Raw genomic sequence first — 17,434 nt, 5'->3', positions numbered from 1 at the left:
CCGTGGACCTCGCCCCGGTGCTCGACGGCTTCGGCGTCGTGCTCGAGCCGACCAACCTGCTCTACTGCCTGATCGGCGTGGTCGTCGGCATGCTGGTCGGCGTGCTGCCCGGCCTGGGGCCGGCGGCGACCATCGCCATCCTGCTGCCGATCACCATCGGCATCGAGCCGGTGACCGCGATCATCATGCTGGCCGGCATCTTCTACGGCGCCCAGTACGGCGGCACGATCACCTCGGTCCTGCTGCGGCTCCCCGGCGAGGCCTCCTCGGTCGTCACCGTCTTCGACGGCCACGCCCTGGCCCGCAACGGCCGGGCCGGGACCGCGCTGGGCATCGCCGCGGTCGGCTCGTTCATCGGCGGCACCGTCTCGATCGTCGCGCTCTCCTTCGTCGCCCCACTGGTGGCCGGCTTCGCCCTGGACTTCGGCCCGCCGGAGTACACGGCCCTGGCACTGCTCGGCATCCTGCTGGTCGCCACCGTCAGCAGCGGGGACCGGCTCAAGGCCGTGATCGCCGCCTGCGTCGGCCTGCTGCTGGCCACCGTCGGCCGCGACACGTTCACCGGCGCCGAGCGGTTCACCTTCGACAGCCTCTCGCTCGCCGACGGCCTGGACTTCGTGCCGATCGCGATGGGCCTGTTCGGCCTGGGCGAGATCCTCTACAACCTGGAGGAGCGGCACCGCGCGGTGCACGCGCCGGCGACGGTGGCCAACGTGTGGCCGTCCAAGAAGGACCTGCGGGAGTCCTCGGGCGCCATCGGGCGCGGCTCGGTCCTCGGCTTCTTCCTCGGCATCCTGCCCGGCGGCGGCGCCACCCTGGCCTCCCTGGCCTCCTACGCGCTGGAGAAGCGCCGGTCGAAGACGCCCGAGCGCTTCGGCCGGGGTGCCGTCGAGGGCGTCGCCGCACCGGAGTCGGCCAACAACGCGGCCGCCACGTCGTCCTTCATCCCGCTGCTCACCCTGGGCATCCCCGCCAACGCCACGATGGCCGTCATCTACGGCGCGCTGCTCATCCAGGGCGTGCGTCCCGGCCCGCAGCTGGTCGACCAGGAGCCCGAGCTGTTCTGGGGCGTCGTCAACTCCATGTACGTCGGCAACATCCTGCTGCTGATCATGAGCATCCCGCTGGTCGGTCTGTTCGTGAAGATCCTGCGGGTGCGGGCGACGATCCTCGCGCCGATCACCGTGCTCATCACGCTGGTCGGGGTCTACACGGTCAACAACGACGTCTTCGACATCGTGCTCGTGATCGCCTTCGGTGCACTCGGCTACCTGATGAAGAAGCTCGGCTTCGACCCAGGCCCGCTGGTGCTCGCCTTCGTCCTGGGCGCGCTGCTCGAGGAGTCGCTGCGCCGCTCGCTGCTGCTGTTCGGCGGCGACCCGACCGGCTTCTTCAGCCGGCCCATCTCCGGGACACTGCTCGTCCTGTTCCTCCTCGTGGCGCTGCTCCCGCTGATCCGGGCCGCCCTCCCCCGCCGACGGGCCGACGCCCGTCGTGACACCAAGGAGCTCGTGTGACCGTCCTCGTCGCCTACGTCCCCACCCCCGAGGGGGACGCCGCCTTCACCGCGGCCGTCGAGGAGGCCGGCCGGCGCAACGCGCGGCTGGTCCTCCTCAACACCCCGCGCGAGGGGGCACCGGTGAGCGCGGCGCTCGCGGACGAGGACGGCGTCCGCGACCTCGCCGCCCGGGCCCGGGCTGCCGGGGTCGACCTCGAGGTGCGCCAGGACGCGCACACCGGCGACCTGGCCGACGAGGTCGTGCGCGTCGCCGCCGCGATCGAGGCCTCGGTGATCGTGATCGGCCTGCGCCGGCGCTCGCCGGTCGGCAAGCTGCTCATGGGCAGCACGGCCCAGCGGATCCTGCTCGACGCCGACCGCCCCGTGCTCGCCGTCAAGCCCTGAGGCTCCCGCACGCGGCTCCCGGCGTCTGACCCTTCGGCGCCGGCGGGCCGGTCCGGGGCGGTAGTGCTGTGCGGAGGACGGGCGGCGTCCTCCGCACAGCGCACGTCGAGGGGATGTGCAAGGTCGTCACATACGCCGCAGCCGGGCGCTCCGCCCCCACCGGCGGCCGGGCGACGCGGCGCGCACCGGACCGTGGTGCCGGGCACCCTGGGCGCGGGAGGATCGGCGGTGCCGGACCGCACCCGTCCGGTAGCGGACACCCCGAGGGAGGCCGGCGATGGGTGAGCGCACGACGTGCCTGGTGGTCGGGGGCGGCCCGGCCGGGATGGTCCTGGGGCTGCTCCTGGCCCGCGCGGGCGTCGAGGTGACGGTGCTGGAGAAGCACGCGGACTTCCTCCGCGACTTCCGCGGCGACACCGTGCACCCCTCGACGCTGCAGCTGCTCGACGAACTCGGCCTCGCCGAGGAGTTCGACCGGCTGCCGCACACGAAGGTCGAGCAGGTCGTCATCCCCACGGCCGACGGGGACACCGTGACCCTCGGGGACTTCCGCCGACTGCACGTCCCCTACCCCTACATCGCGATGACGCCGCAGTGGGACCTGCTGGACCTGCTCGCCGACGCCGGACGCCGGGAGCCGACCTTCACGCTGCGCATGCAGACGGAGATGACCGACCTGATCCGCGAGGACGACCGGGTCTGCGGCGTGCGGTACCGCACCACGGACGGCACCACCGGCGAGATCCGGGCCGACCTCACCGTGGCCTGCGACGGCCGGCACTCCCTCGCGCGGCGGCAGGCGGGTCTACGCCCCCGGGAGTTCGCCGTCCCCATCGACGTCTGGTGGTTCCGGCTCCCCCGCAGGCCGGACGACCACCCCGACGCCCTGGCCCCGCACGCGGCCCCGGGCCGGTTCGCCATCGTCATCCCGCGCGAGACGTTCCTGCAGGTGGCCTACGTCGGCCGCAAGGGCACCGACGCCCAGCTGCGGGCCCGCGGCATCGAGGCGTTCCGCGCGGACGTCGCCGAGCTCATCCCCGAGTTCCGGGACCGGGTGGACGAGCTGGCATCGATGGACGACGTGAAGCACCTCGACGTGCGGGTCGACCGGCTCGTGCAGTGGCACGTCGACGGGCTGCTGTGCATCGGGGACGCCGCGCACGCGATGTCGCCGGTCGGTGGCGTCGGCATCAACCTCGCCGTCCAGGACGCCGTGGCCGCCGCGACCCTGCTGGCCGAGCCGTTGCGGAACGGCACCGTGGCCCCCTCCGACCTGGCCGCCGTGCGCGCCCGCCGGATCCTGCCGACCGTGGCCGTGCAGACCCTCCAGCGGGCGATGCACCGCGGCTTCGTGGGCCCGCTAGTCGAGGGACGGCGGGCCGGTCCGCCCAAGCCGGTGCTCGCGCTGGTGCACCGGTTCCCGCAGCTGTCCGTCGTCCCGGCGTACCTGATCGGGGTGGGGCTGCGGCCGGAGCACGCGCCGGCCTTCGCCCGGCGCGCCCCCGCGTCCGCCTGACCACCCGGGACCTCCGCACCTGGTGCCCGCCGCGCACGCCCGACAGCCTCGGGCGATGGACGACGGGCGCACCGACGGGACCCTGACCGCCGACCGGGTGGTGCCGCTCGACGCGGCCTTCTTCGCCGATCCGCACGCCCTCTACGCACGGCTGCGCGTCGAGGAGCCGGTCGCGCGAGCGGTGACCCCGGTCGGCCTCCCGGTCTGGCTGGTCACCCGCTACGACGACGTCCGGGAGGCCCTCACCGACCCGCGGCTCGCCAAGGACGCCGACGGGTTCTCCCGGGTGCTGGAGAGCAAGCCGCTGCCGTCGGGTTCTCGCGTGGCCTTCACCCAGGAGCTCAACCGGCACCTGCTCAGCACCGACCCGCCCGACCACACCCGGCTGCGCAAGCTGGTCAGCCGGGCGTTCACGGTGCGCGCCGTCTCCGCCCTGCGCCCGCAGGTGGAAGCGATCGCCGGCCGGCTCGCCGACCGGATGGCCGCCGGGCCGGCGGAGGTCGACCTGCTGGACGCCTTCGCCTTCCCCCTGCCCATGGGCGTGATCTGCGAGCTGCTCGGCGTGCCGGAGGGCGAGCGAACGTCGTTCCGCCGCTGGTCCAACACGCTGTTGGCCTCCGACGGCACCGTCGACGAGCGCACCGCCGCCGGGACGGCCATGGCGGGGTACCTGACCGCGCTGGTGGCGCAGAAGCGGGCGCGACCGGCGGACGACGTGCTGTCGGCGATCGTCGCGGCCGCCGAGGACGCCGACCGGCTCTCGTTCGACGAGACCGTGTCGATGGCCTTCCTGCTGCTGGTCGCCGGCCACGAGACGACGGTCAACCTCATCGGCAACGGCGTCCTGGCGCTGCTGCGCCGTCCGGACCGGCTCGCGGAGCTGCGCGCCGACCCCGCCCTGGTCCCCGCCGCGGTGGAGGAGTTCCTGCGCCTGGACGGGCCGGTCAACCTGGCCACCTACCGGCACACCACGGCGCCCGTCGAGGTGGGCGGGACGACCATCCCGGCCGGCGAGGTGGTGCTGGTGTCCCTGGCGTCGGCCAACCGGGACCCGGACCACTACGCCGCCCCCGACGAGCTCGACCTGCACCGCGAGGCCTCGCACCTGGCCTTCGGGCACGGCATCCACCACTGCCTCGGCGCCCCGCTGGCCCGGCTCGAGGGCGAGGTGGCGTTCCGGACGCTGCTCGCCCGGTTCTCCGACCTGGTCCTCGCCGTCGACCCCGGCGAGCTGACCTGGCGGCAGAGCATCCTGATGCGCGGCCTGACCCGGCTGCCGGTGCGACTGCGCTGACCCAAGGCCTGCTGCACGCGTAGAGCGCCTGCGTCCCGGAAGGAAGTCCATGGAAGAGCTCTTGGCTCTCGGGGATCCGTGCCGCAGGAGGCTGAACGACGAGCCAGCGCAGTCCCCACATCGCGTCCGGTGCATCTCGTCAGGGACCACCGCTGCTGGTAGGCGAGAAGGTGATCCGATCCGCGCCAGCGGGTGAACCCTCCTCTTCGTCGCGGAGAGCGTCGGTCCTGCCTGATGTCAGCCTGCACGTCACCGGTGTCAGTTCCGAGACCCATGGGGTTGCCATGTCCATCGACAACGACATCTACAACCAGCATGCAGCCAGCTGGTGGGATGAGGACGATCCACTCAACATGCTGCACGGCAGCGTCACTCCAGCACGGTTCGGCTACTTCGTTGCCGTTTTGGAGAGGCTTGGTCGCCGCCCGTCCGGGCTCCGGGCCTTGGACATCGGCTGCGGGGGTGGCTTCCTCGCGGAGGAGTTCGCCCGGCTGGGCTGCCGCGTCGTGGGCGTCGACCCCTCTGCGCCGTCGATCGAAACCGCCCGCCGCCACGCTGCGGACCGTGGGCTGGAGATCGACTACCGGGTTGGCTCCGGGGAGCACCTGCCGGTGGAGGACGGGGAGTTCGACCTCGCCTATTGCTGCGACGTCCTCGAGCACGTCGACGACCTGGACCAGGTGATCCACGAGACCGCCCGTGCCCTAAAACCGGGCGGGACCTACATGTTCGACACGGTCAACCGCACACTCGTCAGCAGAGTCCTCGCCATCAAGGTCATGCAGGAATGGCGCGCGACCCGTGTCTTCGACACACCCGTCCATGTGTATGACATGTTCATCAAACCGAGGGAGCTCGAGTCCGCGATGGCGCGCCACGGGCTGCGATTGCAGGAGACGGTCGGGCTGGGGCCGCGGACCAAAAATCCATCGATCGCCGTCCTCGGCTTCACGCGGGCCAGGCGAGGCCAGATCTCCTACGGGGAGCTCAGCCGAGAACTCGACTTCGGACAGACGAAGACGAAGTGGATGTCCTACATGGGGTACGCGACACGGACCTGACACGCCTTCGTGGCGGGCTCGCCGACCCTCCTCGTGGCAACTCCCGATCGACGGTGGAGTGCCAGGACCAGGCGCCAGTAGTCCTGTGTCCCTGAATGGGCCGCTGGGAGACCGCCGACATGGTGCGGGGCGGCGTCAGGCGTCCAGACCGAGATGCACTGCGCCGCCCGGTAGGACGGGGAGGTGCAGATCCTGGGGACCGGCCCGGACGACGAGCGCTTCGCCACCTGGGGGGAGGTGTGGGCCGCCAGCCAGCGCGCCGACCATCCCCACGGGCTCCCCCGACCGGCGAGCGACCACGTCGCCCGGGGACGCCGCCCGTCACGCCGCCTCGTCACGCCGGGCGGCTCGATGGACGGCACCCACCGCGCCGCGGTCGCCGGGGACACCTTCGCCGGCGCCCTCCAGCTGCTGCTGCCGGTCCTCGACAACACGACGGTCGCGTACGTCGGCCTGGCGGTGCGCCCGGAGCACCGCCGCCGCGGCATCGGCAGCGCGCCGCTCCAGCAGGCCGAGGAGCTGTCCGGGTCCGCCGGCGGTCGGCGCGACGCTGCCGGCGGTGCGGCGGATCAGCACCTACAACTGCGACTCGGACCGGCCGGTGGTGGCGGTCAACGAGGCTCTGGGTTTCCGCCGAGCGGGTGGTCTGACCACCTGGTCGCGCCGGATCTGACCGTCATCGGGAGGTACTCGCCGTCGAGGAAGTCGGTGATCATGCCGGCGATCTCGGCCGGGCGCTCCAGGATGAACAGGTGTCCCCCGCCCCGGACGACGTGCAGCCTCGCGTCGGGGATGCGCCAGGCGAGGATCCGCCCGTTGATGAGCGGGATGATGGGGTCGTCGTCCCCGGAGATGACCAGCGTGGGCTGTCGCAGGGTGTGCAGCCACGGCATGCTGCTCCACCCGGTGATCGCGTAGAGCTGGCCCATGTACCCGATCGCCGACGGAGGCCGCACCCGGCCGATGACCGTGTGCAACAGCCGGTGCGGGTCGGTGCGGGCCATGCCGCCGTAGATGCGCCCGGCGATCTGCAGGTAGTGCTCGGCATTGCGGTACCGGCGCGGCGTCGCCAGGGCGAGCAGAGCCGACGGCGCGCCCGGCATGCCGCCCAGTCCCGGCGCGGTGGCCGCGAGCACCAGGCCCCGCACCCGGTCCGGCGCCTGCTTGGCCAGCTGCTGGGCCACCACGCCGCCGAGGGAGATGCCGAAGACGTCGACCTCATCGAGCCCGAGCGCGTCGAGCAGCCCGGTGACCGTCCGCACCAGGCCCGGCATCCGCCGCGGGCTCCGGTACGGCGTCGACCCGCCCATGCCCGGCGCGTCGAAGCTGATCACCTGCCGGCCGCGGGCGGCCAGCTCCTGCTCGAACGGCTCGGCCAGCTCCAGGCTGGCGCCCAGACCGGTGATGAGCAGCAGCGGCCGTCCGGTGCCGCGGACCGAGGTCCGCAGCCGCACCTCCTCGACCCGGACGGTGCGGAACTGCTGCGCCCCCCTCACGCGAACGCCGAGGCGCCGGTGATGTCCCGGCCGACGATGAGGGTCTGGATGGTCTCGGTGCCCTCGAAGGTGTGGATCGACTCGATGTCGGCCATGTGCCGGATGACGTGGAAGTCCAGCAGGATCCCGTTGCCGCCGAGCAGGTCGCGCGCCTCGGCCAGCACCGCGCGGGCGGTGCTGGTGTTGTGCGCCTTGGCCAGCCCGGCCAGCGTCGGCTCGATGCGCCCGGCCAGCGCCAGGTCGGCCAGCCGCCGGCAGTACAGCTGCATCGAGGTGACCTTGGCCAGCATCCCGACCAGCCGCTCCTGGATCAGCTGGAACTCCACCAGCGGCTTGCCGAACTGCTTGCGCCGCCCGGCGTAGGTCAGCGCCGCCTCGTACCCCGCGACGGCGTGGCCCAGCGCCATCCAGGCGCAGGAGCCGCGGGTGGTGGCCAGGACCGCGCCGGTGTCCTTGAACGACCGGCCCCCGGGGAGCATGTTCTCGGCCGGGACCCGCACGTCCTCCAGCTCGATCTCGGCCTGCCACACCGCGCGCAGCGAGCCCTTGCCCTCGATCCGGCGGGCCCGATAGCCCTGCGTCCCCTTCTCCACCAGAAAGCCCTTGACCTGCCCGTCGTCGGTGTCGCGGGCCCAGACCACGACGACGTCGGCGATGGTGCCGTTGCCGATCCACTTCTTGGACCCGTTGAGCACGTACGACTCGCCGTCCCGGCGGGCCGAGGTCTCCAGGGCGATGGAGTCCGAGCCGTGGTCGGGCTCGGTGAGCGCGAAGGCCCCGAGCGCCTCGCAGCGGGCCATCGGCGGCAGCCAGCGCTGCTTCTGCTCCTCCGAGCCGAGCATGGCGATCGACTTCATCGCCAGGCCGGCCTGGACGCCGAGGAAGGTGCCCAGGCTGCCGTCCCCGCGGTTGAGCTCCATGTGCACCAGGCCGGCCGACAGCGCGTCCATCGGCGGGCAGCCGTAACCCTCGATGCCGTCGCCGACCAGGCCAGCCGCACCCAGCTTCTCGGCCAGCTCCCGGGGGAACTCGGCCCGCTCCCAGTAGCCGTTGATCACCGGCAGCACCTCGTCCTCGACGAAGGTGCGGGTGCGGAGCAGGTGGTCCATCTGCTCCGGCGAGAGGTCCTCGCGCAGCTGGAAGTAGTCCGTGGACAGCGCCTTGCCGATGTCCTCTGCGAGTGTCACGTCGGTCCTCTCCCGTCGGGTGCCGGCGGTCACTTGTCCCGCACGTAGCTGCCCGGGGCGTCCTCGCGCACGCGGAACCGGGCGCTGCCGAGTTCGTCGGGCGCGGGCTTGTCCGGCCCGGAGCGCTCCCCCAGCCAGGCGGCGTGGTCCGGCCACCAGGAGCCCTTCTCGGTACGGGCGGTCTCCGTCCACTGCGCGGCGGGGACGGAGTTGCCGTCGGTGACCCGGTAGCTGGACTTGGGGTTGCCGGGCGGGTTGACCAGTGCGGCGATGTGCCCGTTGGTGGACTGGACGAAGCGGACCTTGCCGCCGAGCAGCTGGCTGCTGCGGTAGCAGGCGTCCCACGGACAGATGTGGTCAGCTGAACCGGCCAGCACGTAGGAGTCGAGGGTGATCTGGCTGAGGTCCACCTCGGTGCCGAGCATGGTCACGCTGCCGGGGTGGGTCAGCTTGTTGTGCAGGGCGACGTCGACGAAGTCGGCGTGCAGCTGAGCAGTCATCCGGGTGGTGTCGGAGTTCCAGGACAGGATGTCGAACTTCGGCGGCTGCTTGCCCTGCAGGTAGTTGTTGACCCAGTAGTTCCAGATCAGGTCGTTGGGCCGCAGCCAGGCGAACACCTCGGCGAGCTTCCGGCCGTCCAGGTAGCCCGCGCGCCGGGAGGCCTCGACGGCCTGGGCGGCGGCGTCCGCGTCCATCAATCCGGTCAGGCCGGCGCGGGTGTGGTCCAGCACGGTGACCAGCAGGCTGAGGCTGGCCAGTCGGTCCTGCCGGCCGGTCGCCGCCAGCACGGCGGCGGTCATGCTGGCCAGGATGCCCCCGGAGCAGGTGCCGAGCAGGTGGGTGGTGTCGGCGCCGCTGATCTCCTCGACCGCGTCGAGGGCGTCGGTGATGGCCGTGCCGTAGGTGTCGAGGCCCCAGTCGCGGTGCCGGGCGTCGGGGTTGCGCCAGGACATCATGAAGACCTGCTGGCCCTGGTCGACCAGGTGCTCGACCATGCTGCGGCCGGGCGCGAGGTCCAGCACGTAGTACTTGTTGATCGTCGGCGGCACGAACAGCACCGGCACGGTGCGGACGGTGGGCGTCGTCGGCCGATACTGGATGAGCTCGAACACCGGCGTCCGGAGCACCACCGCCCCGGGCGTGACCGCGAGGTCCCGGCCCACCTCGTAGGCGTCGGGGTCCACCATCGTCGGTATCCGAGGCGTGCTGGCGAGGTCGCGCACCAGGTTCCGTGGGCCCTTGACGACGTTGGCCCCGGCGCTGTCGATGAAGGCCTTCCAGGCGACCGGGCTGATCAGCGGGTTGTTGCTCGGCGAGAGTGCGTCCACGAGGTTCGAGCCGGCGGAGCGCACCCGCTCGGCGTCCCGCCACTCCAGCGGGACGTCGTGCAGCAGGCCCAGCGCGGTCTCGCCGGTGGCGAGGTAGGCCTGCACCAGCCGCCGCAGCACCGGGTTCTCCGTCCACGCCGGGTCCGCGAAGCGCTTGTCCCGCTTGGAGGGGGCCACATCGCTGGTGCCCGCGGCGATCTGCGCCAGCTGGCCGGCCAGCGACCGGGCCCGCGCGGCCACCCGGTCCGGGCGACGGGCCAGCCCGCCCAAGAACTTGAGCCCTGGCTTGCCCGGGGACAGCCGGCGGACCGTCCCCTGGGCCGCCTGCGTGAGCAGCAGGTCGAGGGGCGCGGCCGCACCGGCCACCTCGCGCGAGTCGTCGACCGATGCCATGTCGTCTCCTCCGAGACGGTGATCCCCTCCTGGGGACCTCCGACCCTTGTGCGTTGGGTCACGGGACGCTTCCTGAGCATCATGCCTGGCGACGTCGGCCGCGCCCATTCGGGGGGAGCCGCTCTCATCCCAGCGGAGGGCCTGCACCGCGTCCGCGGACGGGAGCCTGCTGGTCGCTCGGCGGGTGGAGCCGGTGCGTGACGGGGGTCGATCAGCCCTCGACCGGTCCGCAGGCGATGCGCCCTCCGGCGTCGCCGGTGTTGCGCGTCATCTGGTCCGGCCCGCCGGGGGCGTAGCGCTCCGGGACGTTCGCGTAGTTGTCGGGGTCGGCGTGGACCATGACCGCGCTGCCGTCGCCGTCGGTGAGCTGGTCGAGGGTCAGCGCGTCGGTCACGGCCGTGAGGGTCCCGGTGCCGGCCTCGGTCACGTACAGCAGCGGCAGGTCGCCCGCGTGCTCCCCGTGATCGGTCTCCCCGGCACCGATGTGGCCGCCGGCCGACAGGAAGTCCCCCGTCATCGACGGGTCGGCCGGGCTGGGGCTGTCCGGCTCGCAGACGCCGACGGCGTGCAGGTGGAACCCGTGGAAGCCCGGCGGCAGGCCGGTGACCTGGACGTCGACCTGCGTGCCGTCCTCGACCTCGGTGAGGGTCGCGACGCCCACCTCGCGACCGTCGGGATCGACCAGCCGGGAGGTGAGCTCGGCGGAGCCGGAGCCGGAGCCGGAGCCGGAGCCGGAGCCGGTGCCGGCCGAGGCGGAGTCCGCCGCCGCGCCCGCGCCGGAGGACCCGGACTGCGCCTCGTCGGCCCCCGCACAACCGCACACGACGGCGAGGACGCAGGCGGACAGAGCTGGGGCGACGACCGGTCGGCGCATCGGGTCCTCCTGGGATCGGGCAGTGGCCCAGGTTCCTCCGGACCGGCGCTCCGGGCTACGACTTCACGCCTCGGCCGGCGGGACACACCCGGCATGCCGCCGGGACACGCTGGGGCGACCGCAGGAGGACGGGGACCGGCGGGCCGGCGCGTCCCCGACGGGTCCCGGCGGGGGTCGAGGTGGGAGGGCGTCTGGAGTCAGCGGGCGAGCGAGCGGCTGATCACCAGGCGCTGGATCTGGTTGGTGCCCTCGAAGATCTGCATCACCTTGGCCTCGCGCATGTACCGCTCGACCGGGAAGTCGCGGGTGTAGCCGTATCCGCCGAGCACCTGGACGGCGTCGGTGGTCACCCGCATCGCCGCGTCGGTGGCCACCAGCTTGGCCACCGACGCCTGCCGGCCGTAGGGCCGGCCGGCGTCCCGGCGGCGGGCGGCGTCGAGGTAGCTGGCCCGCGCGGTGTCCACCGCGGCGGCCATGTCGGCCAGCAGGAAGCCCAGCCCCTGGTGGTCGATGATCCTCCGGCCGAAGGTGCTGCGCTCGTGCGCGTAGTCCACCGCGGCCTCCAGCGCCGCCTGCGCCAGGCCGGTGGCGACCGCCGCGATGCCGAGGCGCCCGGAGTCCAGCGCGGAGAACGCGATGCTCAGGCCCTGCCCCTCAGCGCCGATCAGCCGGTCGGCCTCGATCCGCGCGCCGTCCCAGTTGGCCATCGTGGTCGGGATCGCGTGCAGCCCCATCTTCTCCTCCGGGCGGCCGAACGACAGGCCCTCGACCCGCCCCGGCGCCAGGAAGCAGGAGATGCCGCGCGAGCCCTCACCGGTGCGGGCGAACAGCGCGTAGAAGTCGGCCCTGCCGCCGTGGGTGATCCAGGACTTGGTGCCGGTCACCCGGTACCCGCCCTCGACCGCCTCCGCCCGGCACGCCAGCGCCGCGGCGTCCGACCCGGCCTGCGGCTCGGACAGCGAGTACCCGCCGACCAGCTCACCGGCCAGCATCGCCGGCAGCCAGCGCTCCTGCTGCGCAGGCGTGCCGAAGGTGGCCAGCGGGTGGCAGGACAGCCCGTGCACCGACACCGCCACCGCCACCGCCGCCCACCGCGCGCCGAACTCCTCCAGCACCTGCAGGTACACCTCGTAGGGCTGCCCTCCCCCGCCGAGCTCCTCGGGGTAGGGCAGGCCGAGCAGCCCCAGCCCGCCGAGCGTCGCGAACAGCCCCTCGGGATAGGTCTCGGCCCGCTCGTGCTCCGTCACGCGGGTCGCCAGCTCCTTGTCCGCGACCTCGCGGACCAGGGCCAGCAGGTCCTCGGCCTCTTCGCCGGGCAGCAGACGATCCACGGTCACGGTGGTCCCTCCAGGGAGTGCACGGGCGCCGGTCAGCTCTTGAGCTCGGGGAACTGGTCGTCCCGCCACTCCACGCCGGAGCGCGGATCGGCGGTGGCGAGCTCCTCCTCGCGGGCGCGGAGCTCCACCCGCCGGATCTTCCCCGAGATGGTCTTGGGCAGCTCGGCGAACTCGATCCGCCGCACCCGCTGGTAGGGGTTGAGGTGCTCGCGGGCGTACCGCAGCACCGACAGCGCCGTCTCCCCCGTCGGCTCGTGCCCCGGAGCCAGCGTGACGTAGGCCTTGGGCACCGCCAGCCGCAGGGCGTCCGGCGCCGGGACGACGGCTGCCTCGGCGACCGCCGGGTGCTCGATGAGCACCGACTCCAGCTCGAACGGGCTGATCTTGTAGTCGCTGGCCTTGAAGACGTCGTCGGTGCGCCCGATGTAGGTGACGTACCCGTCGGCGTCGACGCTCGCGACGTCCCCGGTGTGGTAGTACCCGCCGGCCATCGCCTCAGCGGCGCGCTCGGGATCGCCCTGGTAGCCGGTCATCAGCGGGAGCGGGTGCTGCGCGAGGTCCAGGCAGATCTCCCCCTCCCCCGGCCCCTCGACCGGGCGGCCGGTGATCGGGTCGACCAGCACCACCGGCACGCCGGGCAGCGGACGGCCCATGGACCCGGGCTTGACCTCCGACCCCGGCGTGTTGCCGATCTGCGCGGTGGTCTCGGTCTGGCCGTACCCGTCGCGGATGGTCAGCCCCCAGGCACGCCGCACCTGCTCGATGACCTCCGGGTTGAGCGGCTCGCCGGCGCCGATGACCTCGCGCAGCGCGCCGGGACCGCCGGACAGGTCGGCGTGGATCAGCATCCGCCACACCGTGGGCGGCGCGCAGAAGGAGGTGACGCCGTGCTCGCGGACGAGGGCCAGCAGCGCGGCGGGGTCGAAGCGCCGGTAGTTGTAGACGAGGGCGGTGGCCTCGACGATCCACGGCGCGAAGAAGCAGGACCAGGCGTGCTTGGCCCACCCCGGCGAGGAGATGTTGAGGTGCACGTCGCCGGGCTGCAGGCCCAGCCAGTACACCGTCGACAGGTGCCCGACCGGGTAGGAGACCTGGGTGTGCTCGACCAGCTTCGGGCGGGACGTCGTCCCGGAGGTGAAGTACAGCAGCAGCGGGTCGCCGGGCGCGGTCCCCGGGTGCTCCACCGGGGCGTGCTCGAGGTCCGCGGCGGCGTGCAGGTCGGCCCAGCCCTCGGCCGGCCCGACGCTGATCCGGGTGTAGTCGCCGGGGACCTCGTCGAACGTCGCGACGTCGGCCGCGTTGCAGACGACGTGCCGGGCACCGCCGCGGGTGATCCGGTCGACCAGGTCGGCCGGGCCGACCGCGGTGGTGGTCGGCATGATCACCGCCCCGAGCTTCGCCACCGCGAGCATCGACTCCCACAGCTCGACCTGGTTGCCGAGCATGAGCAGCACCGGGTCGCCCTTCCCGACGCCCCGGCCGGCGAGCCACGCGGCCAGCCGGTCCGACGCGCGCGACATCTCCGCGTAGCTGCGCCGCGTCGTCGTCCCGTCCTCCTCGACCAGGACCAGGGCGGGGCGGTCGCTGTCCCGGGCGACGGCGTCGAACCAGTCGACCGCCCAGTTGAACCGATCCCCGAGCTCGGGCCAGCGGAACTCGGCGACCGCCTGCTCGTGCCGGCCGCGCAGCCCGAGCAGCTGGTCCCGGCTCGCCCGGTAGGCCTCGGTGACGTCCATCCGGTGTCCTCCCCTGTGCCTCGTCGCGCGCCGGCCGGCACCCGGTCGCCGGCGGCTTCCGGATGGTCGGACGTCCGAATAAGTTGTGCCCGGGGTCACTCTAGGGCCCCTCCACGGACGGCCGGGCCCCAGGAGACGAACGTGTTCGACGAGACGCTGACCAGCACGATCGCCCAGGCCCGCGGGCACGCGCTCGGCGACCTGCTGCGGCGCTCCGCGGCCCGTGCGCCGGGCCGGACGGCCCTGCGCTACCGCGACCGGTCGCACACCTACGCCGAGCTGGACGCGGCGGCGGACCGTACGGCGAACGCGTTGACCGCACGGGGCGTGGCGAAGGGCGACCGGGTGGCCCTGCTGTCCCACAACGACGACGGGTACGTCGTGCTCACCTTCGCCCTCGCGCGCCTGGGCGCGATCGCGGTACCGGTCAACTTCATGCTCCAGGCGGGCGAGGTCGCCTACATCCTCGAGCACTCGGGGGCCACCGGACTGGTGGCGGAGGCCGCACTGCTGCCGGTGGCGCAGGAGGCCGTGAAGCTGGCCGAGCGCGAGGAGGCGGTCCGGGTCCGGGGTGTCCTGGGCAGCGCGGGCGGACTGCTGCCCGGCGGGTGGGAGGCGGTCGAGACCTGGACGGCGCACGAGGACGCCTCCGCGCCGCAGGTGGCGGTCGCCGACGACGACGTGCTGCAGCTGATGTACACGAGCGGCACCGAGTCACGGCCCAAGGGCGTGATGATGACCAGCCGCAGCCTGGTCAGCCAGTACGTCAGCTGCATCGTCGACGGCCGCTACACCGCCGGGGACGTCGCCCTGCACGCGCTGCCGCTGTTCCACGTCGCCGCCCAGCACTGCTTCCTCATGCCGAACCTGTACCTGGGCGGGACGAACGTCGTCCTGGACGGGCCGGACCCGGCCACCGTGCTGGAGACGGTGGAGCGGGAGCGGGTGACCAGCCTGTTCTGCCCGCCGACGGTGTGGATCGGGCTGCTGCGCTCCCCCGACTTCGACCGCCGCGACCTGTCGTCGTTGGCCACCGGCTACTACGGCGCGTCGATCATGCCGGTGGCCGTCGTCGAGGAGCTGAGCCGCCGGCTGCCGGACATGGCGCTGTTCAACTTCTACGGCCAGACCGAGATGTCCGCGCTCGCCCTGGTGCTCTCCCCCGAGGACCAGCTGCGCAAGCCCGGGTCGGCCGGCACGGCGGTGGTGAACAGCGAGACCCGGATCGTCGACGAGGCCGACGAGCCGGTCGGCCCCGGCGTCGAGGGCGAGATCGTGCACCGCAGCCCGCACGCCACGGCCGGCTACTGGAACGACCCGGAGAAGACGGCGGAGGCGTTCCGCAACGGCTGGTTCCACAGCGGTGACCTCGGCGTCATGGACGAGGACGGCTACATCACCGTCGTCGACCGCAAGAAGGACGTGATCAAGACCGGCGGGGAGAACGTCGCCAGCCGCGAGGTCGAGGAGGTCCTCTACCAGCACCCCGCCGTCGCGGAGACCGCCGTCTTCAGCATCCCGCACCCGAGGTGGATCGAGGCCGTCGCCGCGGTCGTCGTCCCGCGGGCGGGGCAGACGGTCGATCCCGAGGAGCTGGTCCGGTTCTGCCGGGAGCGGCTGGCCGGCTACAAGACGCCGAGGTACGTGGCCGTCGCCGACGGCCTGCCCAAGAACGCCAGCGGCAAGATCCTCAAGCGCGAGCTCCGGACGACGTACGCGGACCTGGCCGGTTGACCGGGGCGGCCCGCGCGGTGCGCGCTCACGGCCGGGTGGCGACGAGCGCCGTCCAGCAGCCGGCGAGCCGGGTCTCCTGGGCGGCCACGGTGAGCCCCGCGGCCGCGCAGGCGGCGGCCAGGCCCTCCGGGGTCGGGCGGTCGCCGTCGGCGGGGTGGCGGGACACCGCCCGCAGCGGCCGGCTGTCGACGATGCGCGCCGTCATCTCGCAGGAGTAGAGGCGCCCGCCCGGGCGGAGCACCCGTGCCGCCTCCCGGACGACGTCCCGCCAGGCGTCGGCGTGGTGCAGGACGTGGTAGCCGAAGACCGCGTCGTAGGCCCCGTCGTGCGCGGTCAGCGCCGTCGCGTCGCCGCGCTGCACGTCGACCCGCCCGGTCAGGTCGCGCACCGCCTCGCGGCACGCCGCGACGCTGTCCTCGAACCGCTCGACGCCGTCGGCGTGCGCGGCGCCGAACACCTCCAGCGCCAGGCGCAGCCCGGTGCCCCGGCGCCCGGTGCCGAGCTCCAGCACCCGGCCGCCGGACACCGGCCCGCCGAGTCTCAGCAGGACGGGCGCCTCGACGCGGCGCTGCACCAGCGCGCGCAGGCGCGCGTCGACCCAGAGCCGGTTGGCGTCGACGAGGGTCGGCGGGACGGGACGGGAGGACCTGTTCCCCATCGTGCCGTCCTGCCCCGCCGACGCGGCGGGCAACCGCAGGTCAGCCCCGGTAGTTCACGTGCGGGTGGTCCATGTGGTTGGCCGTCGCGCCGCCGCGGTCCGCCATCGCCTTCCAGGAGCCGTTCGGCGAGGACAGCATCCGCTGCTGCCAGATGATGTAGTCGACGCCCAGCTCGTCCCAGTGGGCGATGTGGTACTCGACGATCGCGTCCCCGAGGGCGGCGTCGGACATGACCATGTAGTCCAGCGCCAGGCCGGAGGGGTGGCCGCCCGGGTCGGCGGCGCTGGGGCGGGTGCCGCCCAGGGTGATCGAGTCGGCGCCGGGCACGTTGCTGACGACGGCGTTGGCGGCGGCCTGCACCACGGCGGCGACGGGGCCCGCGGAGTTCTTGATCTTGGCCACCGCGCCGGCCGCGGCGGCCGCCCGGGGCTCGGCGGCCGCGGGAGCGGCCGCACCCGCCTGCGCCGGAGCGGCCTGGCCGGCAGCGGCAGTGGACGCAGCCGCGGCCTCGGCGGCCGCCTTCGCGGCGGCCTCAGCCTCGGCCTTCGCCTTGGCGGCGGCCTCGGCCTCGGCCTTCTGGCGGTCGAGCACCGCCTGGTCGGCGGCGGCCTGGGCCTGCTGGGCGGCGGTCTCGGCGGCCTCGCGGGTGCTGCGGGTGGCGGCGAGGTCCTGCAGCGGCTGCAGCTCCGAGGTGACGTCGACCGGGCCGGACCGGGACGTCAGCCCGAGCTCCTGGGCGATGCTGACGGTCTCCGACGGCGCGGCCTCGGCCTGCGCGGCCGGCTCGGTGCCGACGACGACGCCGGCCAGGACGGCGCCGGCGGTGGCCACCCCCAGGTACAGGGCGGGGCGGCGGCGCGCGCGGGCGGGGCGGCCAGAGGTGGTGCGGCCAGAGGTGGTGGTGCGGCGGTCCATG

General features: G+C 73.4%; 14 protein-coding genes and 1 pseudogene. 7 read left to right on the top strand and 8 right to left on the bottom strand.

Features of this window, described 5'->3' with window-relative positions:
* The first annotated feature begins 2 nt into the window (after window positions 1-2).
* From GOBS_RS11690 to GOBS_RS29680, 6 genes and pseudogenes are all read left to right on the top strand, one after another.
* Entirely contained in the window at window positions 3-1,517 is a 1,515-nt protein-coding gene (locus GOBS_RS11690; RefSeq protein ID WP_012948497.1) for a tripartite tricarboxylate transporter permease, read from the top strand.
* Window positions 1,514-1,903, top strand: coding sequence for a universal stress protein (locus GOBS_RS11685; protein WP_012948496.1), 390 nt, complete (start codon window positions 1,514-1,516; stop codon window positions 1,901-1,903). Before GOBS_RS11690 ends, GOBS_RS11685 begins: the two co-directional genes overlap by 4 nt.
* Before the next feature lie 277 nt (window positions 1,904-2,180).
* On the top strand, window positions 2,181-3,419 hold the full coding sequence (locus GOBS_RS11680) for an FAD-dependent oxidoreductase (RefSeq protein ID WP_012948495.1): 1,239 nt from the start codon (window positions 2,181-2,183) through the stop codon (window positions 3,417-3,419).
* A 55-nt stretch (window positions 3,420-3,474) separates the two neighbouring features.
* On the top strand, window positions 3,475-4,713 hold the full coding sequence (locus GOBS_RS11675) for a cytochrome P450 family protein (protein WP_012948494.1): 1,239 nt from the start codon (window positions 3,475-3,477) through the stop codon (window positions 4,711-4,713).
* Window positions 4,714-4,997: 284 nt separating this feature from the next.
* Complete coding sequence (ubiG, locus tag GOBS_RS11670; protein ID WP_012948493.1) at window positions 4,998-5,774, top strand: bifunctional 2-polyprenyl-6-hydroxyphenol methylase/3-demethylubiquinol 3-O-methyltransferase UbiG; 777 nt, start codon at window positions 4,998-5,000, stop codon at window positions 5,772-5,774.
* Between the two features lie 351 nt (window positions 5,775-6,125).
* Window positions 6,126-6,260: pseudogene (locus tag GOBS_RS29680) on the top strand (hypothetical protein); the annotation flags it as partial.
* Window positions 6,261-6,385: 125 nt separating this feature from the next.
* On the opposite strand, the gene GOBS_RS11660 reads toward GOBS_RS29680, so the two are convergent.
* From GOBS_RS11660 to GOBS_RS11635, 6 genes are all read right to left on the bottom strand, one after another.
* Window positions 6,386-7,270 (bottom strand): alpha/beta fold hydrolase, encoded by an 885-nt coding sequence (locus GOBS_RS11660; protein ID WP_012948492.1) that lies wholly within the window; start codon window positions 7,268-7,270, stop codon window positions 6,386-6,388.
* Window positions 7,267-8,457 carry an acyl-CoA dehydrogenase family protein gene (locus GOBS_RS11655; protein WP_041242186.1) on the bottom strand — a complete coding sequence of 397 codons (1,191 nt, stop codon included), beginning with the start codon at window positions 8,455-8,457 and terminating at the stop codon, window positions 7,267-7,269. Before GOBS_RS11655 ends, GOBS_RS11660 begins: the two co-directional genes overlap by 4 nt.
* A 29-nt stretch (window positions 8,458-8,486) precedes the next feature.
* Window positions 8,487-10,178 (bottom strand): PHA/PHB synthase family protein, encoded by a 1,692-nt coding sequence (locus tag GOBS_RS11650; RefSeq protein ID WP_012948490.1) that lies wholly within the window; start codon window positions 10,176-10,178, stop codon window positions 8,487-8,489.
* Window positions 10,179-10,389: 211 nt separating this feature from the next.
* Window positions 10,390-11,052, bottom strand: a complete 663-nt coding sequence (locus tag GOBS_RS11645; protein ID WP_012948489.1) for a superoxide dismutase family protein — start codon at window positions 11,050-11,052, stop codon at window positions 10,390-10,392.
* A 197-nt stretch (window positions 11,053-11,249) separates the two neighbouring features.
* Complete coding sequence (locus tag GOBS_RS11640; RefSeq protein WP_012948488.1) at window positions 11,250-12,389, bottom strand: acyl-CoA dehydrogenase family protein; 1,140 nt, start codon at window positions 12,387-12,389, stop codon at window positions 11,250-11,252.
* 32 nt (window positions 12,390-12,421) lie between these two features.
* The gene (locus tag GOBS_RS11635; RefSeq protein ID WP_012948487.1) at window positions 12,422-14,125 is read right to left on the bottom strand and encodes an AMP-binding protein; all 1,704 of its coding nucleotides are present in this window, start codon (window positions 14,123-14,125) and stop codon (window positions 12,422-12,424) included.
* A 141-nt stretch (window positions 14,126-14,266) separates the two neighbouring features.
* On the opposite strand from GOBS_RS11635, the gene GOBS_RS11630 reads away from it, so the two are divergent.
* Window positions 14,267-15,859, top strand: coding sequence for an acyl-CoA synthetase (locus GOBS_RS11630; protein ID WP_012948486.1), 1,593 nt, complete (start codon window positions 14,267-14,269; stop codon window positions 15,857-15,859).
* A gap of 25 nt (window positions 15,860-15,884) precedes the next feature.
* On the opposite strand, the gene GOBS_RS25430 is transcribed toward GOBS_RS11630, so the two are convergent.
* Together GOBS_RS25430 and GOBS_RS11620 are read right to left on the bottom strand one after the other, a co-directional pair.
* Window positions 15,885-16,517, bottom strand: coding sequence for a class I SAM-dependent methyltransferase (locus tag GOBS_RS25430; RefSeq protein ID WP_012948485.1), 633 nt, complete (start codon window positions 16,515-16,517; stop codon window positions 15,885-15,887).
* Window positions 16,518-16,557: 40 nt separating this feature from the next.
* Window positions 16,558-17,433: a VldE C-terminal domain-containing protein gene (locus GOBS_RS11620; protein WP_012948484.1), complete on the bottom strand. Its 876-nt coding sequence runs from the start codon at window positions 17,431-17,433 to the stop codon at window positions 16,558-16,560.
* Window position 17,434: the final 1 nt, after the last annotated feature.

This window comes from Geodermatophilus obscurus DSM 43160, from assembly GCF_000025345.1.
GTDB classification, from domain to species: domain Bacteria; phylum Actinomycetota; class Actinomycetes; order Mycobacteriales; family Geodermatophilaceae; genus Geodermatophilus; species Geodermatophilus obscurus.
This window is presented reverse-complemented; position numbering and strand designations above follow the sequence as displayed.